The following is a 26,277-nucleotide window of genomic DNA, read 5'->3' as shown; positions in this document are numbered from 1 at the left end:
CTATCGAGGCTAAAGCCTCTCCCACAAAAAAGCAGGCACAAACCCGCTGTTCACTGGGAACTGGGAACTGTTCACTAGCGCCAAGGCAGCTCCGCTGCCTCAGCGCATCCCCCGCGCTTCGCGAATCCGGTCGTAGGCGGCGCGAATCTCCACGGTCTTTTCCTCGGCCAGCTTGAGCATCTCCGGCGACAGGCCGCGGGCGGCCAGCTTATCCGGGTGATGCTGGCTCATCAGACGGCGGTAGGCCTTCTTGACGGCCTCGTCACTGCTGCTGCGCTCCACACCGAGCACGGAATAGGCGCTGTGTACATCGTGCACGGGGGGCGGTCTCCGCGGTTGCCAGTGACTGCTGGATCGGCTCTGCTGGGCCGAGATGATGGCAATGATCTGGTTGAGCTCTCGCCGCTTGAAGCCGAGGTGATGGCAGGCCTGTTCCAGCACTCGCTGCTCGGCGGCCCGAATGTGGCCATCCGCCAGAGCGATCTGGGCCAGCAGCTCGACAAAGATGCGCGCCCGGTCGGTTCGCCGCCCGCAGATCTGGCGAGCACGGCGCAAGGCGGCATCCAGGGGAAAGGTGCCGGCCTTGCCCTCATTGAAGCACTGCTTGACCCGCTCCGCACTGGCCTGGTTGAGGCCAAGCTGTGAAATGGCCTGGCGGGCGGCGGCAATCTCCGCTTCGGAGACCCGCCCGTCCACCTTGGCCAGATAGCCCATGACCTGAAACACGGTGTCCGGAAAACGCTCGGGGTCGCTGCCCTGCTGGCGGAAACGGGTCAGCCCGGCCTGACGACGATCGAAGGCATGCCCCACCAGCAGGCCCACGAGCACACCCCAGGGGCCACCGGCCACCCAGCCCAGGCCACCGCCAAGGATCTTGCCCCACCAGTTGTTGATGTTCGCCTGCGTCTCGGCCATGGAGGTTCGGGAATCCGCAAAAAGGCCTATTGTCCGTCAGCCGGCGCCGGAAGGGAACCATTGGGCCTCCTGAGGTCGGCCAGCTGCAAGCCTCAAGCGACAAGCTTCAAGCGGTTCTGTGCCAATGATTCCCGGCCTGGAGCTGGCTCTTCGGCTGTGGCAGCGGCGTCCGCCGCGATGGGTGGGCGGTGGGTGTCGTTAGCCCTCGGAGTGGCACCGTCGGTCCGTCGGCTCCGAAAGTGAGGTGTGAGGGGTGAGGTGTGAGGGGAAGGTCGAAGCCTTCGGCTTCCGCGCTGCGCGCGACTCAGGCCGGCCGACGGCCGGCCGTTGGGCGCCGAAGGCGCCCGGGTTTTCACCTCGCGCCTTACACCTCACACCTCACTTTCGGAGCCGGGGAACCGGCGGTGCCACCCCACCCGCTAACGACACCGACAAATCGGATCGCGGCAAGAATGCCGCTCCCACATCAATCAGGCCAGGCCAGTTCCACCCTTATCCATGGTCATGGTCATGGTCATGGTCATGGTCATGGTCATGGTCATGGTCATGGTCGTGGTCGTGGTCGTGGTCGTGGTCGTCGCCATGATGATCGTGATCATGGCCATTGTGGTGGTGATGATGGTCATCGGCGTCCGGCAGACGCTCCACACCCAGGCCGTGCTTGTACACCAGGTGGCTGCCGTACCAGCCGGTGGTCATCAATACCGCCACACCCAGGGCCATGGCCAGGGCGAAGGGTCGGGTCTCGTTGACCCGGGACAGATAGCGCATCAACGCCCAGGCACCAAGGATCACGAAGACGATCAGACTGGCGATACCCCAGTTACGATGAACGATCATGACCGGATGGGCCTCGCCATCGTGGGGCACGGTGTTATAGGCAATGAAGCCACTGATCACGGCAGCAATCGCCGCGATGACACCGAAGCAGAGCGTCCAGCGCCCGGCAATACGCATATCCTTCCACTCGGGCTTGATGGCCCAGAACAGATAGAACAGACCGCTGCCGAACAGCAGACCAATGGTCAGTTTCACCCAGATGGGGTGCCAGTTGGGGATCATTTCGATCATGATTAGCTCCGATTGTGCATTTCAGATTTCACGATTTGCGGCTTTGGCCGGGAGAGTGGGCAGCAGGCTGGTGCCTGTTTTCTGTGGGAGCGGCGTCCGCCGCGAACCAAAGGTAATCGAAGCCTTGATCGCGGCGGACGCCGCTCCCACAGGAGACCTGGAAAGCCCGGTTTTTCTGTTCACTGGGAACTGGGAACTGTTCACTCTCTCAACCCGCGGGAACGAACGAGATAAAACACCACCGGCAGCACCACCAGGGCCGTGACCCAGACGCTGAAGACACCGCCCACCATGGGTGCGGCAATGCGCTGCATCACTTCGGCGCCGGTGCCGGTACCGATCATGATCGGCAGCAGACCCAGGAACACCGTGGTTTCAGTCATGGTGATGGGGCGTACGCGCCTCAGCGCCCCTTCCGTGATGGCTTCACGCAGATTGGCGCGGGTCATGTTCTCTCCCACCGACTCCTGCCAGTCGCGGAAGGCCTGGTTGAGATAGACCAGCATGATCACCCCGGTCTCCACCGCCAGGCCGCCAAGGGCGATGAAACCCACCGCCACGGCAATGGACATGTCGAAACCAAGCAGCCACATGAGCCAGAAGCCACCCACCAGCGACAGGGGGACGGTCAACAGCACCATGAACACATCAGACAGCCGATTGAAGGTCATCATCAGCAACACCACGATGATAGCCAGCACAATCGGGATCAGCACGGAGAGGCGCTCCATGGCCCGCTCCATGTACTGGTACTGCCCGCCCCAGCTGAGGGAATAACCGGCCGGCAAGTCCACTTCCTCGGCCACCCGCGCCCGGGCCTCGGCCACATAGTCCCCCAGGGAACGATCACCGATTTCGACGAAGACAAAGCCGGTGGGCCGGGTGTTCTCGGTGCGGATCATGGCCGGGCCGTCGGAGACGCCGATGTGGGCCACCTGGCCGAGCGCCAGTTCCGTGCCATTGGGTGCCACGAAAGGCAGTTGCTCGAGTTTCTCGGGCGAATCACGCCAGTCATGGGGATAACGAATGTTGATGGGGAAACGTTCCAGACCTTCCACGGTCTCCCCCACATTCATGCCGCCAATGGCATAGCGCACCACTTCGTGCACGTCATCGATATTGAGCCCGAAACGGGCCGCGGCACGGCGATCCACATGCACATCAAGATAGCGACCGGAGGCGGTACGGTCCGCCAACGCCGATTGCGTGCCGGGAATCTCGTTGACCACGGCCTCGATCTGCTGACCGATTTCTTCGATGACGGCCAGATCCGGCCCACTGATGCCGATACCCAGATCCGTTCGAATCCCGGTCGCCAGCATGTCGATGCGGGTCTGGATGGGGAAGACCCAGGCATTGGTCAGACCCGGAAACTGAACCAGCGCATCCAGCTCATCCTTGATGTCCTGGGTGGTGACCCCGTCCCGCCACTCGTTGCGCGGCTTGAGCATGATGAAAGTTTCAATCATGGTCATGGGGGCCGGGTCCGTAGCCGTGTCGGCCCGACCCACCTTGCCGAAGACCCGCTTCACCTCCGGCACCTGCTTGATCAGGGCATCGGTCTGCTGCAGCAGCTCACGTGCCTTGTCGGGCGAAATCCCCGGCAGGGTGGTGGGCATGTACATCAGGTCGCCTTCATCCAGTTCCGGCATAAACTCACTGCCCATGCGATCCACCGGCCAGAATGTGGTGGCGGCAATGATGAGCGTCCCCACCAGCACCCAGACCGGATGACGCAGTACGCCATGGATGATGGGGCGATACAGCCAATGCACTCCGCGACTGAAGGGGTTGGCCTCCTGGGGCCGGATATGCCCACGAATGAAATAACCCATCAGCACCGGTACCAGGGTGACGGCAATGCCCGCTGCCGCGGCCATGGCATAGGTCTTGGTAAAGGCAAGCGGCGCAAACAGGCGTCCTTCCTGCGCCTCCAGGGCAAACACGGGCAGGAAGCTCAGGGCCACCACCAGCAGGCTGAAGAAGATGGGGCGGCCCACTTCCAGCGTCGCCTCTTCAATGGCCGCCCAGTGCTTCTCGGGCGGTGGCGGGTCTTTCTCGAATCGTCGGTGAACATTCTCGATCAGTACGATGGCCGCATCCACCATCACCCCGATGGAGATGGCAATGCCCCCCAGGGACATGATGTTGGCGTTGATGCCCTGGAAGTACATGATGATGTAGGCCGCCAGTACACCCAGCGGCAGGCTGATCAGCACCACCAGGGACGATCGCATATGCCACAGGAAGAGGCCGATGATGAGCACCACCACCGCGAACTCCAGAGCCAGCTTCTCCCACAGGGTGGCAATGGCGCGGCCAATCAGGGCCGAACGGTCATAGGTTTCGACGATTTCCACGCCGGCCGGCAGACCGGACTTGAGCTCATCCAGCCGGGAGCGGACCGCACGGATGGTCTCCCGGGCATTTTCGCCATCGCGCATGACCACGATGCCGCCCACTACCTCGCCTTCGCCGTCCAGCTCGGCGATCCCTCGGCGGGCAGCCGGGCCGCGCCGGATGTCGGCCACGTTCTCCAGCATCACCGGCACGCCATTGGCATCGACGCCCACCGGAATCAGACGCAGATCATCCAGACTCTGGACGTAACCCGACGCCCGCACCATGTACTCGGCTTCCGCCATTTCCAGAATGGACCCACCGGCTTCCGCATTGCCGGCCTGGATCGCCTGACGTACCTGGCTGATGGACAAGCCATAGGCCCGCATGCGGTCAGGATCCATCACTACCTGGTACTGACGCACCATGCCGCCGACGGTGGCCACTTCGGCCACGCCCGGCACGGACTGCAGTTCAAACTTCAGATACCAGTCCTGCAAGGCGCGCAGCTGGGCCAGGTCGTGTTCACCGCTACGATCCACCAGGGCGTATTTGTAGATCCAGCCGACCCCGGTGGCATCCGGCCCCAGGGAGACCGTCACCCCATCGGGCAACTGCCCTTCCACCTGGCTCAGGTATTCCTGTACCCGGCTGCGGGCCCAATAGAGATCGGTGGCATCATCGAACAGCACATTGATGAAGGCATCGCCGTACATGGAAAAACCACGCACGGTCTCCGCCCCCGGCACTGCCATCAGGGCCGTGGTGAGGGGATAGGTAACCTGGGCTTCGACCACTTCCGGTGCCAGACCCGGCGCCTCGGCACGCACGATCACCTGGGTATCGGAAAGATCCGGGATGGCATCCACCGGCGTGTGCTTGACGGCATACAGGCCCACTGCACCGATCACCAGCGCCAGAATCAGCACCAACACCCGGTTGGCAATGGACCATCGAATCAGATTTTCAACCATGTTTTAACTCCGGATGGCCTCGCGACCTCGAACCACTTCTGTGGGAGCGGCTTTAGCCGCGATTAGGCTTCGATAAGCCACCTGATCGAGGCTAAAGCCTCTCCCACATCAGGCTGGACCCAATCCCACTGTTCACTGGGAACTGGGAACTGTTCACGGATCATGCCCATCAATGATTGGCATGATCCTCAATGCGGGCGTGCCCGCCGCGGATGCTGGCTTCCGAGTCAATCAGGAAGTGACCGGACACCACCACTTCATCGCCCGCCTCGATACCATCGCGGATCATCACCCGATCGCCACTGACCATGCCGGGGGTCACCTCGCGGACACGGAAGTGCTCCCCGTCCTCGCGAATCACCACCCGATTGGCACGGCCCGTCCGGATAAGGGCTTCCAGAGGAATGATCACGCCTTCATCCGACGGTGCGGCGTGAATGGACACGGCCGTCCACATGCCGGGGCGCAAATGCCGATTACCGTTATCTACCGGCAGGCGAACCCGCAGGGAGCGAGTACGCTCATCCAATACCGGATAGACATGACTGATGTCCGAGTGGGCCTGCTCACCGGGGCTGAACGGCAGGCCGATCATGGCGTGCTGACCCACTTCAACCCAGCTGGCCTGGGATTCAAAGACATCGGCAATGACCCAGACGCTGGAAAGATCGGCCAGCTCCATGATCTCCAGGCCCGGAGAAACATACATGCCGTAACGCACACCCAGCGCCGTGACATAGGCATCATGGGGCGCGTACCAGGGCAGGTACTGCTTGACCTCGCGGGACCGCTCGATGGTGTCAATCACGGATGACTGGACGTCCAGGGCCCGCAGGCGGGAGCGGGCGGCATTGATCACCTCGGTTTCGCCCCGGCGCAGTGCCTGAAGGAATTCCTCCTGGGCATTGACCAGTTCCGGAGAATACAAGGTGAACAGACGCTGACCGGCTTCCACCCGGTCACCTTCGGCCTTCACGTCCAGTGCCTGAATCCAGCCTTCAACGCGGGGATGGATGTGCTTTAGGCGGCTTTCGTCGTAGCTCACCCGGCCCACTGTCTCGACATGGCGCATCAGGCGCCCGCGGTCGGCCGAAGTGGTGCGCACGTTGATGGTCTGCTGGATACCGGCCGGCACATGAACCTGATCATGATCCAGGTCATGGGCATCGCGCTGAACCAGGTCCATGCCGCAGATGGGGCAGCGACCGGGTTCATCCCGTTCAACCTGGGGATGCATGGGGCAGGTCCACAGCTCATCGCCGTTCTCGTGATCGTGATCGTGATCGTGATTGTCGTCTTGGTGATGGTGATCATGACCATGATGGGCATGATCATCATCCTCGTCCGTCACCAGGTCCATGCCACAGATCGGGCAGCGGCCCGGTTCATCGTCAGTGACTTCCGGGTGCATGGGGCAGTACCACTTCTCCCCGTCACCGTGGTCGTGGTCGTGGTCGTTCTCATGCTGATGGTGATCATGGTCGTGGTGGTCATGATCATCGTGCCCATTGTTGTCACCACAGGCGACCACCAGCACCAGGGCCAGCACGGTCATCATCGTGACGAGGGAGCGCCAGATCGTTGTTGCCTTCATGATTCATCTCCAGCCAGGTAGTTCAGCTCAATCCGGCTCTCGGCCAGTTGCTGCTGCACCTGCAGCAATCGCAGTCGGTAATCCAGTTCATCCACGCGGGCACGAATCAGATCGCGAAAATCGCCGCGGTCGGCCCGGTAGGCAGAAAATTCCAGTTCCAGGTATTGCCCGGCCTCCGCCAGCAGTCGTTCCTCGAACAGGCTCTCCAGTTCCAGGCGACGCTGATAGCGGGCATATTCCCGTTCCAGTTGGCCCTGCATTTCATGCAGGCGATCCATGCGGCGATAGTGATCGGCACGGGCGTCGGCACGCGCCGCCGACAGTTCCCGGTCCTGACGATCACCCGTGAACAGGGGCAGGCTCAGCCCCACCATCATCGAGACACTGTCACTGGCCCGGCTGCCATCCATCTCCCGCGCCTGCCGGTAGCCATAAGAGGCCTCCAGCATCCAGGACGGGCGATAGCCCTGGCGGGCAATCTCCACACCCTTGTCCGCCACCTCAATCTGGTGACGGGCGGCTTCCAGCAGCGGGTGATCGACAAGCCGCTCGCTCAGGCGGTTGAGTGAGGCAATCGCGGGCAGCTGACCTTCGCCGGGCCGGATGTCCGCAGGCAACCGCCCGGTCCATCGCTGCAATTCCGCCCGAGCCATATCCCGGTCGGTCTCCAGGCTCAGGATGCGCTCTTCCACGGCGGCCAGCTCCAGGCTGGCCCGGGAAAGATCCCGCTGGCTGCCCAGGCCGCTGCGATAACGGCTGCGGGTGATATTGACCAGTTCCTCGAAGCTCTCGGCCTCCTCCCGCGCCAGCGCGAGCTGGCGCTCGGCGTAAGCCCAGCCGGTCCAGGCAAGACGCAGCTGGCGCTTCACTTCCCGCTCCCGGGCCTGGTACTCGGCATCGAAACGACGCCCCGCCAGCTCCCCCTGTTCGCGGGAGAGCTGCCGGCTCTGGCCGGCCGGAAAACTCTGGCGGACGCCAACCATCAACATGGCCATCATGTCGTCTTCCAGGTCGAAGCTGTCCACCGGCAGATTGGACAGCCCCAGGTTGAGCTGGGGATCCGGCAGGGCTCCGGCGGCCACCGCGCTGTCGCGCGCCGCCTCGCCCCGCTGGGCCAGCTCGGACAGGCCGGCATCCCGCGCCAGGGCCAGCCGTTCGGCCAGCGACAGGTTCAGGGTTTGATCGGGCACTTCAGGGCTATCGTCACGGGCCGTGGCCCAGGCCGAACCCGACAACAGCATCACCGCCAGTACCAGCGGCACCAGGGCATCAAGGCATCGAACTTTCATGGGAGCCATCCCTCTCGCAAACACAAACACACGCACGCCGGTCAGCACCGGCGGTAGTCGGTACGGGCGAGAGGTTTATTCCAGGAAACGGCAGCAGGCGAGATAGCACTGCTGCTGAGAAAGTCGATAAGAGGGACTTCGGGGGTGTTCGGAGATCCGCACCGGGGTTGGGGGTGGCCCGGTGGCCGGCAACAGGGGGAGCAGATCCGGCTGGGCGTCACGATCCTGCTTGCGCTCCCCCGGAATCAGCGCCTCCTCGCCACCATGGCAATCGGCCGCCTCCATGCAGGCCTCGCCCGCATGGTGGTGGGGGCAATCCACCATGGCCGCTTCATGGCAATCCCCGACGGACGGCTCACTCAGAGCGTCGACGCAATCAGCCAGCACCGAGCCGCTGAAGGCCACCAGGGCCAGCAGGCTCAGCATCATCGCGGCCAGTTGTCGTCGGGTATCCACCGGTTGCATGCACTTCCTCCACGGCTAAGGCAATTCTAGCAGAGCCGGCGGCCCGGTGGTGAAACGCGCTACCCCGGTGGCTTTCAGGGCGATTTCAGACAAATTTCAGACGCCTCACATGGCGACGGCCGCTCCCCTCCACCATCATCCAGGGCGCCGATCTTCAATAAAGGAGGGATCAGCATGAAAACCACAATGAAAACCACCCTGCTTGGCCTCGCGGCCTGCGCCCTCATCCTGCCGGCACCGGTGCTGGCCGGCGGCAATCTGAGTGATTACACCACCTCGCCGCGACAGCCCCATGGCAAGATCGTGGGTGACATTACCCGGGTAACACAGGACATCTACCCGGTGCGTTTCACCTACATCAATGGCCAGCGTGTCACCGGCTCCCGCAGCGTGCTGTGGCTGAAACCGGGCGAGTACCGCATCGAAGCCGCCGTCTTCGCCAGTCCGCTGTTGCGGGCCATTCCCGGCGGCAGCCGCACCCGCCCACCGGGGCACCGTGATCCCATCGAACCGCTGGAGGTGGTGATCGAGGAAGGCTACAACTATCACATTGGTGCCCTGCACGTGCACGACAAGGAAAGTTCGCGCCGCCAGGCCTGGCGCCTGGTACTGTGGAAAGTGGAGGATGGCAACGGTGAAACCCGTTATCCGCTGAAGGAAGATGAGGAAGAGGAGGAGGAAGAAGGCGTCTCCCTGTAAAAAAGCACTGGCCTGGCCCGTCCAAGATCACCCCATGATCATGGATGGGCCTTTCTTTCACCGCGGACTCAGGCAATCCTCGCCGCAACGCTCGATGGCCATTGCCAGTTCAATGGCAAAACCCTGCAGATGCTCGCGCACGGCCCGTGACGAGAGTTCGCTCACCAGGAAGCTGCGAGAAAGAAGAATGGTCTGGGCGTCCGCCCGCACGGCACTGACCGTGACCAGCCAGTAGTCACCCTCCTCGCGGAAACTCCCCTCCACCACCAGATCCACGCCCAGGTCGCGGGCCAGGGCCGGCAACAGTGCCTCACCCTCCGGATAACCGCTGATGGAGGTGCGCCCGATCACGGCCATGGGCGGCGATTCGTCCTCTCCCAACTGGGGCGGGGCAACCACGGCGGCCAGAGCAGCAATGGTGCTGTCGGCCAGCAACAGGGAAGCACGCTGCTCACGATCGTCATCGGCGATGGAAAGAAAGGGCAGAACCGCCACCCGGGGAACGGCAGGCTGGGCCGGCATGTCGGGCAGGGGGTCATCGGGGCTCATTTCGGCCACCAGCAACAGGCCGACGAAACCGGCCAGCATGACGGCGGCCGCGATCAGAATGAGCGCGCCCTGCCGCCCGTTCGCTTTGCCGCCTGTCTCGCCAGATGTCGAATCGCTGCCTGATTCCGGTGTCACCAGCCAGCGCACCCCGCGGCGGGGAATGGTCTCCAGGTAATGCGGCTCATCCGCGCGGTCACCCAGGGCGGCACGCAGTTCCTTGAGCAGGGCCGAGAGACCGGTATCGAAAGCCACCACCCGATCTTCACCCCAAACCTCGCGAGCCAGGCCCTCCCGGCCGATGATCTCACCGGGATGCCGAAGCAGATAATCCAGCAGACGGGCCACCTGGGGGCGCAGATTCTGCTCACCGGACGGCCCTGTCAGCCGCCCGCTGTCGGCCTCGTAGACAAACTCCCCGAACTTCACCGCCTGACTCATGTCACTTCCGAACCCCTGCGCCCCTTGAAGGGGGAAGATTAGCACGCAGATTCACCCTGCCGTCATAATGCCCCTCCACCCTTTCGAAACGACGAGGCCTTCGCATGTTCCACAGCGCCGAATCCACACTTCGCTTCCAGCTGCAGGGACTGAGCTGTGCCGGCTGCGTGCGCCGCGCCGAGCAGGCCATGGCGGCCGTGCCAGGCGTGGAGTCGGTCAGCGTGAATCTGGCCACGGAATCGGCGGAAGTCTCCACCCGGGAGATCGCCGAATCGCTTCCCGGGCTGCTGGGGGCGCTGCGAAAGGCCGGCTACCCGGCCATTGAAGATGAACTGGAACTGGCCATCGAGGGCATGCACTGCGCCTCCTGCGTGGGCAAGGTGGAAAAGGCCTTGATGCAGGTGCCGGGCGTGCTGGAGGCCAACGTCAACCTGGCCGCCGAATCCGCCCATGTGCGCCTGTTGCGCGGGGCCGTGGCCGAGGGCGCCCTGGAACAAGCCGTCGCCTCTGTAGGCTATACCGCTCACCGACGCAATGAAGGGGACGGCGATGCCGCCGAGGCCGAGCGGGAGGCCCAGCGAGGCAAGCTCAAGCGCAGCCTGATCCTGGCCGCCGCCCTGACCCTGCCCATCTTCATCCTGGACATGGGCGGGCATTTCATCCCGCCCTTCCACCACTGGCTGCACGAGACCTTCGGCCAGCAGAACATCTATTACCTTTTCTTCGTGCTGGCCAGCATCGTGCAGTTCGGCCCCGGCCTGCGCTTCTACAAGCAGGGCTTTCCCACCCTGCTGCGCGGCGCGCCGGACATGAACTCCCTGGTGATGCTGGGCACCACGGCGGCCTGGTCCTATTCCGTCGTCGCCACCTTCCTGCCGGGCATCCTCCCCGAGGGCACCGCCCATGTGTACTTCGAGGCCTCGGCGGTGATCATCACCCTGATCCTCGCCGGGCGCTTCATGGAAGCCATCGCCAAGGGCCGCACCAGCGAGGCCATCCGCCGCCTGATGAAACTCCAGGCCAAGACCGCCCGCGTCATACGAGATGGCGAAACCCTGGAGCTGCCCATCGAACAGGTCCAGCCCGGTGATGAAATCCAGGTCCGCCCCGGCGAGCGCATCCCGGTGGACGGCGAAGTCATCGACGGCCAATCCCACGTGGACGTATCCATGGTCACCGGCGAACCCGTGCCCGTGAAAAAGACCGCCGGAGACGAAGTGGTGGGCGGCACCATCAACGACAGCGGCAGTCTGCGTTTTCGCGCCACCCGCGTGGGCGGCGATACCGTCCTGGCCCAGATCATCCGCATGGTGGAACGGGCCCAGAGCGCCAAACTGCCCATCCAGGCCCTGGTGGATCGGGTCACGGCTGTCTTTGTCCCCATTGTGATTGCCGTCGCTCTGCTGACCTTCCTGGTCTGGTACTTCATCGGCCCGCAACCCGCGCTCAGCCTGGCACTGGTCAATGCCGTGGCCGTACTCATCATCGCCTGCCCCTGCGCCATGGGCCTGGCCACCCCCACCTCCATCATGGTGGGCACCGGCCGCGGCGCGGAAATGGGCACCCTCTTCCGCCAGGGCGAAGCCCTGCAGCTCCTGCGCAATGTGGATGTGGTCGCCTTCGACAAGACCGGCACCCTCACCGAAGGTGGCCCGGCTCTGACCGACATGGAAATGATCGAGGGGTTCGACGAGAAAGAAACCCTGGCCCTGGTCGCGGCCGTGGAAGATCATTCCGAACACCCCATTGCCCGCGCCATCGTCGCCGCCGCCGAGGACAAGAATCTGACCCTGCCCAAGGCAGAGAACTTCGACAGCCACACCGGCCGAGGCGTCACCGCCACCGTGAACGGCAAGACCGTCACCATCGGTGGCCCGGGCCTGATGAAGGACGAGAAGATCGACCTCTCCGCCATCCAATCCCGCGTGGATACGCTCGCCGACCAGGGCAAGACCCCCATCTTCGCCCTGATCGACGGCCAACTCGCCGCCGTCCTGGCCGTGGCCGACCCCATCAAAGCCGACACCGCCGACACCATCCGCCGCCTGCATGACCTCGGCCTGGAAACCGTCATGATCACCGGCGACAACCAGCGCACCGCCAATGCCGTGGCAAAAGAAGTCGGCATCGACCGCGTCCTGGCCGAAGTCCGCCCGGACGGCAAGGTCGACGCCGTCGAGGCCCTACAGAAGGAAGGAAAAAAGATCGCCTTCGTCGGCGACGGCATCAACGACGCCCCCGCCCTGGCCCAGGCCGATGTCGGCATCGCCATCGGCAGTGGCACGGATGTGGCCATCGAAAGTGCGGATGTGGTGCTGATGGGGGAAGAGCTGGCCGGTGTGCACCGCGCCATCCGCCTGTCCCGGGCAACGCTGAGGAATATTCGACAGAATCTGTTCTGGGCCTTTGCCTATAACTCCGCACTGATCCCGGTTGCGGCCGGTGTGCTCTATCCCGTCATGGGTCTGCTGCTCTCACCCATGTTCGCGGCCCTGGCCATGGCGGCGTCCAGTATCTGTGTGTTGAGTAATGCTTTGAGGTTGCGGCGGTTTGCTGTTTGAGAAAAAGCGGCCTCGCACAAAGACGCTAAGGTGCAAAGGAATTCAAAAGAGGGAATTATTGCCTCGCGCAGAGGCGCTGAGACGCGGAGAAGCAGAATTCAGAATATGGTATCGTCCAGAGGGCGCGAAACACACAGGGGAATGTCATATTTCAACGCCCGCCATCAGCCGCGCGAGGAACAAGCGTCGGCTGCATGGCTTTGTTAAACGGTTTTAGGTATTGGCACATGATTGGACTGTTATCCTCCCCACGTCGCTGGCAGGAACAAGGCATGCAATATCAGCAATGCTCCCGAGGGATAAACTAAGCGGGCCGGGATTGGTGGCCTCATCAAATACCGCGATGCGTAGCTCATGCTGGTGAGAGTAAGCTAGGTCTTTCACAAACGGGCCCACTTCATCATGCCTTTTGTTCATATCCACGTACTCAACACTACTACGCCAATGACTTAACCCACGACGATGAGCTTCATCCTTTACGCGGGACACAAAATCCGCTGCGTCTCCGATAATAACTGCCGTATCCCCAAATCCTCTCCAAACCCGCTCATCCACTACTTCGCCCAATGGGACATTTTCATCAAATGGAATAACGAAGTGAAACATGCAGTAGACGTTGATCTTGTCGAGATTGCTGTTCTTTATCCGCCCAACTCCACCGGTGAGCCTTGCAATCTCCTCGCCTCTTCCTGCATCAGAGCACTTTCTGGTGATCTTCGCGCCTTTCATCTGCAAGATGCGCTCTAGCCCTTCATTTGGATCGTGCCGCTCCGAATCGTGTTCGTTACCACGGTACGATGCGAGCGTATTCATGTAGAGCTCTCCTTGCTCAAGAAACCTCTGCATGTACTTTTCGGCGCCAAATTTAATTAGAAGGTCATGACTCATTGGATGTCGACTCGCTTCATCCGTTTAACAGCAGAATGGACCGCTGGCGTTTTTATTGCGATGATTTGCCGGCGTTATAACACCGCGCCAGCCAACGTTCTTCGTTTGATGAATCCCGCGCAATTTCAATTGCTTATTGACCTGACGGGCAGAAAGACACGGTGTTATACCGCCGTCTATATTTTGCGCGCTCAATAACACACAGCGCTCGCACCGGTCTGTCGCGGGCGCGGCGGGATGCGATTGGCTTATGGAAAATACGGGCATGGCGGGGCCTGCTCCTTGGCTATGGGTCTTAGCGTAGGTGACAGAGGGGGAGCTTTCCAGTGGCTGAGGCGGAGTCGGTAATATCCGAGCGCTGAGAACAGGGCAGGAATCTGCCAGCTTCAGAGGAGCGACTTGGGGACGGAACGCCGTTTTTTTCGGCCCATGAGCGGCAGACTAGCCGCGCCTAGGGCTTTCGGCGGTTGAGGTCTTCGGCCGCGTCGATGAGAAAACGCAGGCGGCGGTAGTTGTCTTCGATTACTTCTGCCATGGCGTCGATGCGTTTCTGGTCGACCTCTCCCTGGTCCAGATACTGGATCAATATCGCGCACAGGCGGACGCTGTAGGAGTAGGAATTGGGGTGGGCGTCATGGACGCTGCGGCAGTGGAGCTTGTCCACTTCGCGGCCGTGGACATGAATGTTGACCAGGTCGAATGTGGCCAGGAATGAGTAGGTCTGGCCCTCCCGGCCTACGGCGTCCAGGTCGACCATTTGGTAGGCCTCGTGGTAGTTGCCGCTGCGGATGTGGCTGTGGAAGGTTTCCTCGGCGGGTCGTGGGAAGCAGGCGGCGAGAAAAGCCAGGGCGATGATGGCCAATGCGCGGGCCGGCCCGTTGGGGGCCGGCCGCGGCGGGTGAGATCGAAGGCCTTTGTGGGCTTTGATTTCAGTCCTGTTTATCTCAGCCTTGCTTATCACTGGGGCTTATCCTGTTTCGTTCCGCTTTGTTGGCCGTTGGCGCTGGCGCTGGTGGGCCAGCAGAAGGAGCACGAGGAACAGCCAGAGGGGGTCCGGGCGCTGGCTGCCCTGTCCGAGGCTGCAGCCCGAGCCACTGCCGAAGGGGCTTGCACAGGCCGCCAGGGCGGTTTGAGTGGTCTCTGATGTGGCGGTCATACCCCGGTCGTTGCTCGCAACGGCTCGGTAATGAAGCGCGCCGCCACAGGCGAGATCGCTCAGGGTCCATTCTGCCTCAAATATGCTGTCCTCGCCGCTGTAGGCCTGCGGCTCGGTGCTCTGGTCCAGGCTGTCGGGCAGATAGCCCCACTCCAGGTGGACCGATCCATCGCGGGCCATGGGCTCAAGCATGACGCTCAAATCCAGGCTGCCGTCATCAGCGGCCTGTGCATCCACTGAAAGCAGGGCCGGGGTGGTGGGGTTCATGGTGAAATCCACCTGCTCGATTTCATCGCCGGGGGCAGTGAAACCGAAACCCTGGCCGCCACGGTCTTCCAGGTGATCTTCGTAGCCCACGGCGGTGGCGAGGATCGCCTGATAGATGCGGCTGTAATCGGCCGGCAGGCGGTAGCTCAGGGCGGCATCTTCCTCGGCGTGGAAGACATGGGGGCCGAGCTCCGTGACTATCCCGCCCTCCTCATGCAGCAGCATGAACTCGACCCGGTCACCGGCTTGTAGTCCCTCGAGGCTGCCATGGATCTTGGCGGAGGCCGCTTCCATGACCACCGTGCAGGTGGGGTCGGCACCGGCACAGTCCGCACCCGCAATGCCGCGCGTCAGATAGCCCTGCTTAAGGGCCGTCAGGTTGTGCTCGGTGGCTTGCAGGGGGCTGGGTGTGCGCAGGCTGAACACGCCGTCCGGGTCGCTGCTGGCGGTATAGACGCTTTCGTCCTCGCCGAGCAGATTGTCGGCCCGTACGGTGGCGGCTTGCAGTCGGCTGCCGAGGGCGTCTTCCACCCAGCCGCTGTAGTGGCGGCCGGGGTCCGCCAGCCACTCGTGGCTGACGGCATCGTAGCTGCCGTCCTCCGGGGTCACCAAAACGTCGAAGTTCTGTATGGCATCCGGTGTGGCCAGGGTCACGTTGGAAACAGCGGGGTTGGCCGCCCCTTCATCACCCTCGGCAATGGCCTGGTCGGGGTCCAGACTGGCCAGGGAGGAAGGCATGTCATCCTGCATGACCTGGAAGCTGAAACCATAGCCCGGTGTCGCGCCGTGGACCGAGAAGGCACTGCTTTGCTCGGGAATGAGATGGGTCAGCTCGCTTTGCGTGCCCAGGGGCACGGTGATGGTGACCCATTCGGCGCTGCCGGTATTCTCGTCGATGACCAGGAGCTGGTAATCACCGGCGAAGGCGCCGGTTTCCGGGATGGTGACTGTGCCACTGCCGGCATCAAAGCTCAGATCCGCTTCCACGCCGGAGACGCTATTGGGCAAGAGCTCAAGGGCGATGTCGCCACTGCCCCCGCTTACATCGAAATCAAGGCTTTGCCCGGCAGCGATCACCGGATCGTCCATGGGACTGCCGTCCTGGTCCACGATGCCCACCGCCGGGAAGAACTGGAATACGGCCCCGGACTCGTGGGACGTGCCGAATTCCGCGGATTCCGCAATGGCTCTCAGTTCGGTGTCAGCGTCCACGGTGATGGTCTCGCGGCTCTGGATTACCGAGATGCTGTCCTCCGGATCACTGCCGTCCAGGCTGTAACGAATAAAGCGGTCCGGCGGGCCACTGGAGAGTCGGACCTCCAATGGCAGCTCGGAATCCACAAAGGCACCGCCACCCGGCTCGATCAAGGGCGCATCGCTGACCAGGTTTAGCTGGATGTGGCTGTTCTCGAGCAACTGCCCCATGTGCTCATCCCCGGACCGGGCGTGCCAGAGTCGAACCGTCCAGTACCCGCCCGCTTGCTGGCCATTGAAGTCGGTGATGGCGCGCGCATCCGTACTGATAGCCGACCAGATGGACCAATCAAAGTTGTGGTCCACAGGCCCTGCCCAGGAACCGCTCGAAAACAGATTCGGCGTGTACGATCCGGCGATAATGCTCTCACCCGTCGGCGACACGATCTGCATGCGCAGATAGTAGGTCCTGTTGTCATTCTCACTGGCGTCGTAATGAATATCCCACTCCAGGCCGCTGACCCGGGTATCTCCTGGCACACGGAAATGCAGCTCTCGCGCCTGTGCCGGGCGGGCTGAGGGAATCCAGTAGTCGTCCAGATCCATGTAGGTATCGCCGCAGGCCGTGGCATCCACGCCGGGGTGCACCCAATAAATGTGGCCCTGTTCAATATTGCTGGTGAGCAGGCGGCCATCACAAAGCAGGGTCAGGTCACCATGGGCACCCGGATTGAATGCCGGCGGCCCCATGATATGGATGAGGTACCAGGCATCCTCGGGGCGCGCCTCGGCGCGCAGGTCGAGGACTGCCAGGTCGCTACCTTCCACCATCTCACCCAGGGCCAGGACGCGTTGATTTGGGAGCATGGCCAGGCCGGTAATCAGGTAGTCGGTTTCGATGATGTCCAGTACCTCACCCTCAAGGTCAAACTGGATCAGCTCACCGGTTTCCGCGCCGGCCCAGAATGTCTGCGCATCAAAGTCATACGTCACTGCCTGAACCGGGGCCGGCCAGTCGGGGCAAAGGGTGTCGCCGGTGGCGCCATCGGGGGTCCAGGCATGAAGGCAATTGTCGCCATCGCGATCCAGCTGCCAGGCGGTGCCCGTGATGTCGGCGAAGGTGCTGCCACGAGCCGTGACGGCCCAGTCATTGCTCACGGTCTCGCCGGTAAAGCTGAAGCTGCCGGGGTTCAGCTCATGAACCGCCCCGTCGCCGCCAAGATCGTCGGGGTCGGACACCCAGGCGCGCCCGTCAGGCAGGGTGGTCATCCCCCACGGTGCCTCGAGTCCGGAATTGACCCAGCCGACCGCCCGGCTGACCGGCCCCCTGATGTTTCGGACCGCGATAGGCAGGCGGGCGTCCGCGGCGTTGCCGCTGCTATCCACGAGCAGCAGCTCGCCAAAGGCCCAATCATCAACGCCAAGGGAACCGCTTGCCGTGACCGTGATGGTCTGGGTCTCACCCGCCGCCAGGGTAAAGGATGCCGGTTCAACCTCTACCGTCACACCGCTGTCAGCCGAGACACTGGCCTGCCACTGACCGTCGCGGGTGGCACGAAGGGTTCGGGTCCATCGGCAAGTCATAAAGCAGCCGGTCTGGCCCAGACTGGCCAGGTTGAGCTCGGGCAAACTCAGCCCGTCGCCGATACCGTCGGCACTTGCAAAGCGCTCCGACGTCTCGTCAAGCACCAGGCCGCTTTGTGCCGCCTTCTCCAGATTCACCCGCCCGCTGCCAATCTGGAACGGGGTCGCCTGGCTGACCTGGTCATCGGACAGGTGGCCGTCGGCCTCGGCGGTCAGCATCAGGGCGGAGAGAACCTCGGAGGGTGTCCAGTCGGGATTGAGACCGCGCAGGAGCGCCGCGGCGCCCGCCACATGGGGTGAGGACATGGAGGTGCCACTGATCACCATGTTCTCGTTGGCCACGGTGTCGTCCGTGCTGTGTCTTGCGGCAAGGATATTCACACCCGGCGCGGTAAGGTTGGGCCCGATCAGCACATCAAAAGGCGCCACCGCCGGGCCCTGGGAACTGAAGCCGGCGAGAATATCGCCGGCGGCATCATCCAGCTCACGAACCATATTCGCGCCACCAAAACTGGCGACCGTGACACCCCCTTCTTCAATCCAGTCATGCAGGGCTTCGCCGTCTTCTTCCAGCACATGGATGGTCGGCAGGGCGCCGCGCACATTGAACAGGGTGGGATTGCCGTCGGCATCCTCGTAATAGGAGGAATCGGTGTTATGGACGATCATGCCCACCGCCCCGCGACTGGCCAGCTCCTCGGAGGCAGTCACCCAGCTTGGCCCCGAAAACAAAAACTGCAACTGGCAAACCACGATCCTGCCCTGCACCTGTGATTGCGAGGGATTCGTGCAGGTGGGGTTAACGTTGCTCAAATGGCGACCGGACACGATCTGCGCGGACTCGGTCCCGAACGTCAGCCCCATGGCATCGATCTCGCCGGGGGCGGCAGCGTTGCCACCGCTTGTGGTCAGGGTCGTTTCGGCACGCAGTTGTCTGTTGTGAGTACTGGCCGCAATCGTTCCGATCCATGGGGCAAAATTGCCAACCGTTCCCGGGTTGCTGCTATTGCCGGCGGAGGCAATGACAAGTACGCCGGCAGCATGGAGACCGAGGAATCCGTTAAAGGGTTCGGCGCTCCAGGGGTCTCGACCACCGCCGGGGCGGCCAATGGAGAAGTTGACCACATCCACCACGCCCGCCTGCAGGATATCGTCCACGGCCCTGAGCATACTGTCACTGGCGCAGCTACCACCTTCGTCACAAATCCGGTAGGCGACAATATTGGCCCGGGGCGCGACACCAGATCCCGGTGGTGCGATCAAAGGCTCATCAAGCACATAGGCCGGTGACAGATCAAGCTCGACATGATTCCCCGCCACGGTAGCCGCCACATGACTGCCATGGCCGTTGTCATCCGTATTGCCGTCGCCGGTGTAGTCGTAAATGCCGATCAGCTTGTCATTGCAGCCCGCTGACGGGTCATAGGGCTGACCATAGCTTGAGGGATCACAGACCCCCAGATAGTTGCCACTGCCCAGGGGGTTGATGTGCTGGTAGCCGTCACTGGGGTCGGTTTCAGCAAAGGAGGGATGATCGGGGTTGATGCCGGTGTCCAACACCCCCACCACCACGCCTTCCCCCTTGAACTGATGCTCGCCGCTGTCACTCCAGATGGTGTCGGCGGATATCCAGGCCGGTCCGGCATCGGTCATCAGTTCCAGCAATTCCACCGGCTCGATGCGCTTGACGCCGGACAAGGTCGCGACCCTGGCGGCCTCTTGCGGTGAGATCTCAAGGGAGAAACCATTGGTGGCGAGCCGGAATGCCTGCACCACCGGCACCTTGCGGCCCAGTTGCCGTTCGATGGTGCCGACAAGCTCAGTCTGTCGCTGGGCGAGAAAGTCGCTGTACTGGATGACCGCCGGGCGGGCGGCCTGAAGGCGGGCATCGCCGGTCGCCTGGGGGCTCGTGGCCGGCAGGCCGGGTATTCCGCCGCGATAATGAACCACCGGGGCCTCGTCGAGGTAGACGATGTAGCGTCCGCTTTCCGGCGCGGTTTCTAAGCCCTCGGTCTGAGCCACAATGGCCTGCGGCAAGATCAGAACGGAAAAACACACCACAACACCGGCGACACGCCGGCGCCAGTACGACTGCTGCCCAAACATGACTACCCTCCCGGTCGTCGTCTGACGACGACGATTCTCCCTTGCCCTCACTAGGGCCCTTTTACCGCCAGAATCTATGCCCACTTGCCGAGAGCCACCACCCCCCGAACAGGGTACCCCCGCACGGTGAGCTCAAGCCCCGCACTCGACTACGATTCATTTCGGACGGTTCTTCGGCAAACGCCGGACGGCTTTATCAGTCAGGCAATGGGGCGGGATTCACTGAAGGAATACAAGGAGAGGTGCACCAGGCTCCATCAATGAAGCCTGGTGCACTTTGCCATGAATCAAGGTCAATCAGAGGTCCGGCGCGGGGTAGAACGCTTGCCATCACCGGTGACAAAACCAGTGCGGAGCAGAGGTTTTGGCATCCGGTGCATGGCATGGTTATGCAGCATTTAGCGGCTTGATCCGACTCACTTCTTTCTTCACTGACTGGGCCGCCCTCCAAAGATCAACAGATCGCTGTGCATTCAGCCAGAACTCCGGAGAGTTCCCAAACAAACGGGCAAGCCTAAGCGCCATTTCGGGACTGACAGCACGGCGCTCGCGCAGTAATTCATTCACTGACTGGCGAGAGACACCCAGACACTCTGCCAATCCCGCAACGGTCAGGCCATAGTCGGGCAGAAAATCCTCTCTCAGCATTTCACCAGGGTGAGTCGGCTTACGCTGCATGCCGACAGTATTAAGTATGGCCATTGTCGTCACCTCACTCAGTGGTAGTCACACACTTCGACCTCATACGCATCGCCATCTTCAAAACGAAAACAAATGCGCCACTGATCGTTTATTGAAATTGCATGCTGCCCCTGCCTGTTTCCCGATAACGGGTGAAGGCGATTACCGGGCGGCACCTTCAAATCTTCCAACCGTTCAGCCAAGTTGACGTATTCAAGCTTTCTGGCGGCTCTCGGAGCGACATCCGCAGGAAACTTCTTTGACTTACCTTTGGAGTACAGCTCTTGTGTCCGTTTATCAGCGAACGATTTGATCATGATTCATAGCGTCATGCATCACGTGACACTTGTCAAGCAGACCTAGGGATGACTGCATAACAGCTAAATGGACCGCCCGGGGAGCGGGAAGGCACCCACTGGTAATCGTTGCTACGGTCGGATCAGGAAGAAGCGGGTAGCGACTCGAACTCGGTCCGGCAGGTTCGGTGGGACGCTGACGCGCTGAGGCTTGCGCTCCTCGCTGTGACTGGATTGCCGTTGGTCCCGTCCTCCAACGCCCCCACCCCGGTCATGGTTTGTTACTATGTAACGCCTCCAACCGTCCGATGCTTTCGAGATCTCCATGGGCCGCCAATCCCCTCTGTTCCTTGCCGCCCTGGGGCTGCTATTTGTTTCAGGTTTTGCCGCGCTGGTGTATCAGGTGCTGTGGCTGCGGGAGCTGGGCGTGTTGTTCGGGGCTACGGCCCAGGCCGCCGCGTCGACCATTGCCGTGTTCTTTGCCGGGATTGCGGCGGGGGGCTGGTTCTGGGGGCGGCACCCTACCCATGATGGGTCAGCAGCGGATTCGACAACCGGAGGATCTGGGCCGCACCGGCTCCCTGCTGTATGCCCTCAACACCCCGGGCGACGTCAGCGGGGACAGCCAGAGCCGCACACCTCCGGCCAGTTGGTAGGGGCATGCGGCACATCCACCGGCTGGGAGGCCGGGCGCTGACGAAGATTGGCTGCCGAGTGGGCACGCCCAGCCGAATCACTGGACAGAAACGGGCCGCTGGCCCAAGATACGCGCCTTTCCCGGGGAAACATCACCGCAAGAGGGCCTGCCATGAGCCGCGCTGACAAGGCACTGTATTCCGCCGATATCCAGAGTCTGGAGAAGATCCACAGTGGCAAGGTGCGGGACCTGTATGCCGTGGATGATCAGCACCTGCTGGTGGTGGCCTCCGATCGCCTGTCCGCCTTCGATGTCATCCTGCCCGACCCCATCCCCGGCAAGGGCGAGGTGCTCACCGCCATTTCCAACTTCTGGTTCCAGCGCACCAAAGGCATCGTGCCCAATCACATTGCCGAGATGAGCCTGGAACAGTCTTTGCCCGATGCTGCCGAGCGTGAGCCCGTGGCCAGCCGGGCCATGGTGGTGCGCCGCCTCAAGCCCCTGCCCATCGAGGCCATCGTGCGCGGCTATCTGATCGGCTCGGGCTGGAAGGATTACCAGAAGACCGGCACCGTCTGCGGCATCGAGCTGCCGGCCGGCCTGCGCCAGGCGGATGTGCTGCCCCAGCCCCTGTTCACGCCCTCCACCAAGGCCGCCGTGGGCGACCACGACGAGAACATCAGTTTCGAGGAAGTGGAGAAGCTGATTGGCGAGAAGCTGGCGCAAGAGGTCAGGGAAACCAGTATCGCCCTCTACACCTACGCGGTGAAGCACGCCGAAAGCCGTGGCCTGATCATCGCCGACACCAAATTCGAGTTCGGCCTGGACGAAAACGGCAAACTGCACCTGATCGACGAGGCCCTGACCCCGGATTCCTCCCGCTTCTGGCCGGCGGACCAGTACCAGCCCGGCATGAGCCCGCCCAGCTTCGACAAGCAGTTCGTGCGCGATTACCTGGAGACCCTGGACTGGGACAAGACCCCGCCCGGCCCCGAGCTGCCGGCCGAGATCATCGAGAAGACCGCCGAGAAATACCGCGAGGCCCAGCGCCTGCTGACCCGGGGTGACTAGCTGACCACCAGCACGTCGCAGTCAGCGTCCTGCAGCAGTGACATGGTGACACTGCCCACCAGCATGTCCCGCACCATGGACTGCCCCTGCTTGCCCGCCACCACCAGATCCACGCCCTGCTCCCCCAGCCGATCCTTCAGTCGGTGGGGGGCGTAGCCGGCCTCCAGTCGCTGGGCAACGGCCGGCTGCCCGCAGGCCTGCAGAAAATCACGCATGTTGCGCTCGGCCTCGCGGCCGGCCCGTTGCCGGTATTCCTGAATCAGCCCCTCATCCACCCCCGCGTAGTGCATGCTAGGCTCGAAGCTCGAAGCATAGACATGCAGCAGTTCGATTTCGGCATCAGGCGCCAGCTGAATGGCCCGCTCAAGCGCACGCTGTGACGCCTCGGAGAAGTCCGTCGCCACCAGTACCTTCCGCCAGGGCCCGTCAGCCGGCTTGCGCACCACCAGGGCAGCACCCGGGCTGTGGTAGACCAGTCGCTGGGCCGTGGTTCCCAGCAGCCGCTCCCGACTGCGGTGACTGCCCTGAGCGCCAAGCACCAGCAGATCATCCGCCGTCATGGCCTCAGCCAGGGCGTGGGGAATGGAGCCGGACAACAACTCACTACTCAAGGTCACACCGCTTTCAGTGGCAATATCCGCCGCCAGGGTATCGAGACGCTGCCTGAGCGCTTCGGAGACATCCGGTGATTCAGCCAGCAGCTGCCGAAGACGCTCCACCAACCGAGCCTCGGTCACATGCAGCAGACACCCGGAGGCGGCCTGCCCGGCCTTGAGCAGGGCCGCTGCACGGCGAAGCGCGTTCAGCGAGGGCTCGGAAAAATCAGTGGCCGCCAGAATGCGGGAGAAAGTCGGCATGAAGTGGCCTCCTTGGCTAGACTTTGTCTGACTATAGCCGTGCCTGTTAAACAACCCAAGCAGGACAGACCCAGGGAGGGCCGCGCTTGAAAGCTTTCCGCCAGGGCATCGCCCGAAGCCTGCTGCAAAGCAGCCGCGATATTCTGCCCATCGTTGCTGTTGTCGCTTTCTTTCAGCTCATCGTGATTGGTGAGCCCCTGCCGGATGCCCTCGCCCTGCTCCAGGGCATGCTGTTCGTGATCCTTGGCCTGACGCTGTTCGTTCACGGCCTGGAGACGGGCCTCTTTCCCATCGGTGAATCCATGGCCCAGGCCTTTGCCCGCAAGGGCAGCGTGTTCTGGTTATTGCTGTTCGGCTTCTCCCTGGGCTTTGCCACCACCATTGCCGAGCCGGCGCTGATTGCCATTGCCGGTGAAGCGGCCGCCGTGGCCGCCGAGGAAGGCCGCATCGCCTCGGATGCGGCCAGCATGGCGGCCTGGGCACTGGGACTGCGGATTACCGTTGGGCTGGCGGTTGGCTTTGCCATCGTACTCGGGGTGATCCGCATCCTGAAAGGCTGGCCACTGCATTATCTGATCATCTCCGGCTATGTGCTGGTGGTGGCCATGACCGGCTTTGCCCCGGAAGAGATTGTCGGCATCGCCTACGATGCCGGCGGGGTGACCACCTCCACCATTACCGTTCCCCTGGTCACGGCGCTGGGGGTGGGACTGTCCATGGCCATACGGGGACGCAACCCCGCCGTTGATGGCTTCGGCCTGATCGCCTTTGCCTCACTGACGCCCATGATCTTCGTCATGGTCTATGGAGTACTCAGCTAATGGACGGCTTGCCGGCATTCGGCGATGTGCTGCAGCTGACCCTGCTGGAAACCCTGCGGGACGTGGCCCCCATCCTGCTGGTCATTCTCGTTTTCCAGTTTCTGGTACTGCGCCGCCGCCTGCCCAACCCCTGGCGCCTCTTCAAGGGCGGCGTGTTCGTGGTCGCCGGTCTGGTGTTCTTTCTGATGGGCCTGGAACAGGCCCTCTTTCCCCTGGGCCGTTCCATGGCGGAGCAACTCACGGCAGCCGACTTCGTACCCGGCAAATCGGGCACAGGCGAGACCATTGCCCACTGGAGCGCCTACTACGGCGTCTACCTGTTTGCCTTCAGCATGGGGGCGGCGGCCGTCATGGTGGAACCGGCCGTGATTGCCGTCGCCATGAAGGCCAATCAATTGTCCGGTGGCGCCATCAATGCCAATCGCCTGCGCATTGCCATTGCGGTGGGCGTGGGCATCGGCATTGCCATCGGTTCTTTCCGCATCATCACGGGCGGCTCACTGCACTATTTCATCCTGGGTGCCTACTGCATCGTAATCATTCAGACCCTGTTCGCCCCCAGACACATGATCCCGCTGGCCTATGATTCCGGAGGTGTCTCCACTTCCACCGTCACGGTGCCCATCGTCGCAGCCCTGGGCCTGGGCCTGGCCACCAACCTGCCCGATCGCAGCCCATTGATGGACGGCTTCGGCATGATCGCCTTTGCCGTGGTCTTTCCCATCATTTCCGTTCTCGCCTTTGCCCAGATCGCCCAATGGCAGGAACGGCGTCAAAACAATGGAGGTCGTCAGCATGAATCTGAAACTGATCATCGCGCTGGTGAATGATGACTTCACCGAACAGGTGCTGGATGCCGCCCGGGATGCCGGGGCGACCGGCAGCACGGTCATCAACAATGCTCGAGGTGAGGGGCGTCATCGCCACAAGACCTTCTTCGGCCTGGAACTCGTCTCCCAGTGTGATGTGCTGCTGTTTCTGGCCGAAGAGCACCTGGCCAGCCGGGTGCTGGATGCCATCAATGCAAGCGGGCGTTTTGATTCCGAATCCGGCGCGGGCATGGCCTTCCAGCTTGCCGTGGAGCATGCCATCGGCCTGGATGGCCAACTGGAGGCCATGCTGGCGCAGGATGGACCGAAGGACTAGAACGAAGATCCGGGCTGCTTGAGGAATTCCAGTTCTTCCGGGGTGGACTCGCGGCCGAGGATGGCATTGCGGTGGGGGTAGCGGCCGAAGCGGTCGATGATCACCTGGTGTTTGAGCTCGAATTCGTAGTTTTCTTGCAGGCCGTTGGCCTCATACAGGCGCACCGCTTCTTCATGAATCCTGGCTGATTCACTGTGCATGTAGGGCAGGTAGAGAAAGCTGCGCTCAATGGCCTCGAGTTTCAGATCATCACCGCAGGCCACGGCTTCCTGGGCCAGGGCCAGCGCCAGGGCATCACAGGCGAAAGCCTCCGGCCGGTCACGATGGATGTTGCGGGAGAACTGATCCAGCACAATGACCTCGGCCAGACGACCCCGGGGCGTTGCCCGCCAATCCCACAGTTCACAGGCCGCCGCCCGGGCATGCAACTCGCCGAAGCGATCGGCAATCTGGGCATCGAAGTCGGCATCCTTCTGCCACCACTGCTTCGGCTCAATCTCCTCGAACCAGAAATCGAGTACCTGCCGGGCCTGTTCCATATTCCCTCTCTCCACGACCAGAATCGATGCTTATTCTGCCATCTTTGGCGGATCACCGGTCGCCCAGGCACCAGCACCAAGGCATGTCCTGATCCGACCCGGTAATTGACCGGTCGGCCAATTAATTGTAGAGTGCGGG

General features: G+C 62.4%; 21 protein-coding genes. 7 read left to right on the top strand and 14 right to left on the bottom strand.

Annotation, left to right across the window (positions count from 1 at the left end; all coding sequences use genetic code 11):
- Positions 1-99 precede the first annotated feature (99 nt).
- From djlA to RBH19_RS10670, 6 genes are all read right to left on the bottom strand, one after another.
- Positions 100-915, bottom strand: a complete 816-nt coding sequence (djlA, locus tag RBH19_RS10695; protein WP_306728848.1) for a co-chaperone DjlA — start codon at positions 913-915, stop codon at positions 100-102.
- 492 nt (positions 916-1,407) lie between these two features.
- A complete protein-coding gene (locus tag RBH19_RS10690; protein ID WP_306728847.1) occupies positions 1,408-1,986 on the bottom strand; it encodes a DUF2231 domain-containing protein in 579 nt (192 codons plus the stop codon).
- A 200-nt stretch (positions 1,987-2,186) separates the two neighbouring features.
- Complete coding sequence (locus RBH19_RS10685) at positions 2,187-5,300, bottom strand: efflux RND transporter permease subunit (RefSeq protein WP_306728846.1); 3,114 nt, start codon at positions 5,298-5,300, stop codon at positions 2,187-2,189.
- 169 nt (positions 5,301-5,469) lie between these two features.
- A complete protein-coding gene (locus RBH19_RS10680; protein ID WP_306728845.1) occupies positions 5,470-6,894 on the bottom strand; it encodes an efflux RND transporter periplasmic adaptor subunit in 1,425 nt (474 codons plus the stop codon).
- Complete coding sequence (locus RBH19_RS10675) at positions 6,891-8,183, bottom strand: TolC family protein (RefSeq protein ID WP_306728844.1); 1,293 nt, start codon at positions 8,181-8,183, stop codon at positions 6,891-6,893. Before RBH19_RS10675 ends, RBH19_RS10680 begins: the two co-directional genes overlap by 4 nt.
- A 75-nt stretch (positions 8,184-8,258) precedes the next feature.
- Complete coding sequence (locus RBH19_RS10670; RefSeq protein ID WP_306728843.1) at positions 8,259-8,648, bottom strand: hypothetical protein; 390 nt, start codon at positions 8,646-8,648, stop codon at positions 8,259-8,261.
- 174 nt (positions 8,649-8,822) lie between these two features.
- On the opposite strand from RBH19_RS10670, the gene RBH19_RS10665 reads away from it, so the two are divergent.
- Complete coding sequence (locus RBH19_RS10665; protein WP_306728842.1) at positions 8,823-9,347, top strand: hypothetical protein; 525 nt, start codon at positions 8,823-8,825, stop codon at positions 9,345-9,347.
- A gap of 57 nt (positions 9,348-9,404) precedes the next feature.
- Here RBH19_RS10665 and RBH19_RS10660 read toward each other — a convergent pair whose 3' ends face one another.
- Positions 9,405-10,334 (bottom strand): winged helix-turn-helix domain-containing protein, encoded by a 930-nt coding sequence (locus tag RBH19_RS10660; RefSeq protein WP_306728841.1) that lies wholly within the window; start codon positions 10,332-10,334, stop codon positions 9,405-9,407.
- A 104-nt stretch (positions 10,335-10,438) separates the two neighbouring features.
- On the opposite strand from RBH19_RS10660, the gene RBH19_RS10655 reads away from it, so the two are divergent.
- Entirely contained in the window at positions 10,439-12,895 is a 2,457-nt protein-coding gene (locus RBH19_RS10655; protein WP_306728840.1) for a heavy metal translocating P-type ATPase, read from the top strand.
- A gap of 213 nt (positions 12,896-13,108) precedes the next feature.
- On the opposite strand, the gene RBH19_RS10650 is transcribed toward RBH19_RS10655, so the two are convergent.
- The 5 genes from RBH19_RS10650 to RBH19_RS10630 form a co-directional block, all read right to left on the bottom strand.
- Positions 13,109-13,783: a hypothetical protein gene (locus RBH19_RS10650; protein ID WP_306728839.1), complete on the bottom strand. Its 675-nt coding sequence runs from the start codon at positions 13,781-13,783 to the stop codon at positions 13,109-13,111.
- 451 nt (positions 13,784-14,234) lie between these two features.
- Positions 14,235-14,645 (bottom strand): hypothetical protein, encoded by a 411-nt coding sequence (locus RBH19_RS10645; RefSeq protein ID WP_306728838.1) that lies wholly within the window; start codon positions 14,643-14,645, stop codon positions 14,235-14,237.
- 105 nt (positions 14,646-14,750) lie between these two features.
- On the bottom strand, positions 14,751-20,090 hold the full coding sequence (locus RBH19_RS10640; protein ID WP_306728837.1) for a S8 family serine peptidase: 5,340 nt from the start codon (positions 20,088-20,090) through the stop codon (positions 14,751-14,753).
- A gap of 387 nt (positions 20,091-20,477) precedes the next feature.
- Entirely contained in the window at positions 20,478-20,792 is a 315-nt protein-coding gene (locus RBH19_RS10635; RefSeq protein ID WP_306728836.1) for a HigA family addiction module antitoxin, read from the bottom strand.
- A gap of 14 nt (positions 20,793-20,806) precedes the next feature.
- Positions 20,807-21,088: a type II toxin-antitoxin system RelE/ParE family toxin gene (locus RBH19_RS10630; RefSeq protein ID WP_306728835.1), complete on the bottom strand. Its 282-nt coding sequence runs from the start codon at positions 21,086-21,088 to the stop codon at positions 20,807-20,809.
- Between the two features lie 506 nt (positions 21,089-21,594).
- On the opposite strand from RBH19_RS10630, the gene RBH19_RS10625 reads away from it, so the two are divergent.
- Together RBH19_RS10625 and RBH19_RS10620 are read left to right on the top strand one after the other, a co-directional pair.
- A complete protein-coding gene (locus RBH19_RS10625; protein WP_306728834.1) occupies positions 21,595-21,723 on the top strand; it encodes a hypothetical protein in 129 nt (42 codons plus the stop codon).
- A gap of 152 nt (positions 21,724-21,875) precedes the next feature.
- Complete coding sequence (locus RBH19_RS10620) at positions 21,876-22,775, top strand: phosphoribosylaminoimidazolesuccinocarboxamide synthase (protein ID WP_306728833.1); 900 nt, start codon at positions 21,876-21,878, stop codon at positions 22,773-22,775.
- Here the strand turns inward: RBH19_RS10620 and RBH19_RS10615 are convergent.
- Positions 22,772-23,632 (bottom strand): universal stress protein, encoded by an 861-nt coding sequence (locus tag RBH19_RS10615; RefSeq protein ID WP_306728832.1) that lies wholly within the window; start codon positions 23,630-23,632, stop codon positions 22,772-22,774. The genes RBH19_RS10620 and RBH19_RS10615 overlap by 4 nt on opposite strands.
- A gap of 86 nt (positions 23,633-23,718) precedes the next feature.
- Between RBH19_RS10615 and RBH19_RS13670 the strand changes: the two genes are divergently transcribed.
- From RBH19_RS13670 to RBH19_RS10605, 3 genes are read left to right on the top strand one after another with little or no spacing between them, the layout of a single operon-like run.
- The gene (locus RBH19_RS13670) at positions 23,719-24,453 is read left to right on the top strand and encodes a DUF1538 family protein (protein WP_445353981.1); all 735 of its coding nucleotides are present in this window, start codon (positions 23,719-23,721) and stop codon (positions 24,451-24,453) included.
- On the top strand, positions 24,453-25,283 hold the full coding sequence (locus RBH19_RS13665; RefSeq protein ID WP_445353980.1) for a DUF1538 domain-containing protein: 831 nt from the start codon (positions 24,453-24,455) through the stop codon (positions 25,281-25,283). Before RBH19_RS13670 ends, RBH19_RS13665 begins: the two co-directional genes overlap by 1 nt.
- A complete protein-coding gene (locus tag RBH19_RS10605; RefSeq protein ID WP_306728831.1) occupies positions 25,249-25,599 on the top strand; it encodes a P-II family nitrogen regulator in 351 nt (116 codons plus the stop codon). The genes RBH19_RS13665 and RBH19_RS10605 overlap by 35 nt, the downstream gene beginning before the upstream one ends.
- Here RBH19_RS10605 and RBH19_RS10600 read toward each other — a convergent pair.
- On the bottom strand, positions 25,596-26,138 hold the full coding sequence (locus RBH19_RS10600) for a DUF924 family protein (RefSeq protein WP_306728830.1): 543 nt from the start codon (positions 26,136-26,138) through the stop codon (positions 25,596-25,598). The two genes, RBH19_RS10605 and RBH19_RS10600, sit on opposite strands and share 4 nt — an antisense overlap.
- Positions 26,139-26,277 lie beyond the last annotated feature (139 nt).

Source organism: Natronospira bacteriovora (assembly GCF_030848495.1).
GTDB classification, from domain to species: Bacteria; Pseudomonadota; Gammaproteobacteria; order Natronospirales; family Natronospiraceae; genus Natronospira; species Natronospira bacteriovora.
This window is presented reverse-complemented; position numbering and strand designations above follow the sequence as displayed.

What these genes read in the sequence shown, in the direction of transcription:
- djlA (WP_306728848.1), bottom strand. Translation starts at nt 915, where the DNA reads ATGGCCGAGACGCAGGCGAACATCAACAACTGGTGGGGCAAGATCCTT.
- RBH19_RS10690 (WP_306728847.1), bottom strand. Translation starts at nt 1,986, where the DNA reads ATGATCGAAATGATCCCCAACTGGCACCCCATCTGGGTGAAACTGACC.
- RBH19_RS10685 (WP_306728846.1), bottom strand. Translation starts at nt 5,300, where the DNA reads ATGGTTGAAAATCTGATTCGATGGTCCATTGCCAACCGGGTGTTGGTG.
- RBH19_RS10680 (WP_306728845.1), bottom strand. Translation starts at nt 6,894, where the DNA reads ATGAAGGCAACAACGATCTGGCGCTCCCTCGTCACGATGATGACCGTG.
- RBH19_RS10675 (WP_306728844.1), bottom strand. Translation starts at nt 8,183, where the DNA reads ATGAAAGTTCGATGCCTTGATGCCCTGGTGCCGCTGGTACTGGCGGTG.
- RBH19_RS10670 (WP_306728843.1), bottom strand. Translation starts at nt 8,648, where the DNA reads ATGCAACCGGTGGATACCCGACGACAACTGGCCGCGATGATGCTGAGC.
- RBH19_RS10665 (WP_306728842.1), top strand. Translation starts at nt 8,823, where the DNA reads ATGAAAACCACAATGAAAACCACCCTGCTTGGCCTCGCGGCCTGCGCC.
- RBH19_RS10660 (WP_306728841.1), bottom strand. Translation starts at nt 10,334, where the DNA reads ATGAGTCAGGCGGTGAAGTTCGGGGAGTTTGTCTACGAGGCCGACAGC.
- RBH19_RS10655 (WP_306728840.1), top strand. Translation starts at nt 10,439, where the DNA reads ATGTTCCACAGCGCCGAATCCACACTTCGCTTCCAGCTGCAGGGACTG.
- RBH19_RS10650 (WP_306728839.1), bottom strand. Translation starts at nt 13,783, where the DNA reads ATGAGTCATGACCTTCTAATTAAATTTGGCGCCGAAAAGTACATGCAG.
- RBH19_RS10640 (WP_306728837.1), bottom strand. Translation starts at nt 20,090, where the DNA reads ATGTTTGGGCAGCAGTCGTACTGGCGCCGGCGTGTCGCCGGTGTTGTG.
- RBH19_RS10635 (WP_306728836.1), bottom strand. Translation starts at nt 20,792, where the DNA reads ATGGCCATACTTAATACTGTCGGCATGCAGCGTAAGCCGACTCACCCT.
- RBH19_RS10630 (WP_306728835.1), bottom strand. Translation starts at nt 21,088, where the DNA reads ATGATCAAATCGTTCGCTGATAAACGGACACAAGAGCTGTACTCCAAA.
- RBH19_RS10625 (WP_306728834.1), top strand. Translation starts at nt 21,595, where the DNA reads ATGATGGGTCAGCAGCGGATTCGACAACCGGAGGATCTGGGCCGCACC.
- RBH19_RS10620 (WP_306728833.1), top strand. Translation starts at nt 21,876, where the DNA reads ATGAGCCGCGCTGACAAGGCACTGTATTCCGCCGATATCCAGAGTCTG.
- RBH19_RS10615 (WP_306728832.1), bottom strand. Translation starts at nt 23,632, where the DNA reads ATGCCGACTTTCTCCCGCATTCTGGCGGCCACTGATTTTTCCGAGCCC.
- RBH19_RS13665 (WP_445353980.1), top strand. Translation starts at nt 24,453, where the DNA reads ATGGACGGCTTGCCGGCATTCGGCGATGTGCTGCAGCTGACCCTGCTG.
- RBH19_RS10605 (WP_306728831.1), top strand. Translation starts at nt 25,249, where the DNA reads ATGAATCTGAAACTGATCATCGCGCTGGTGAATGATGACTTCACCGAA.
- RBH19_RS10600 (WP_306728830.1), bottom strand. Translation starts at nt 26,138, where the DNA reads ATGGAACAGGCCCGGCAGGTACTCGATTTCTGGTTCGAGGAGATTGAG.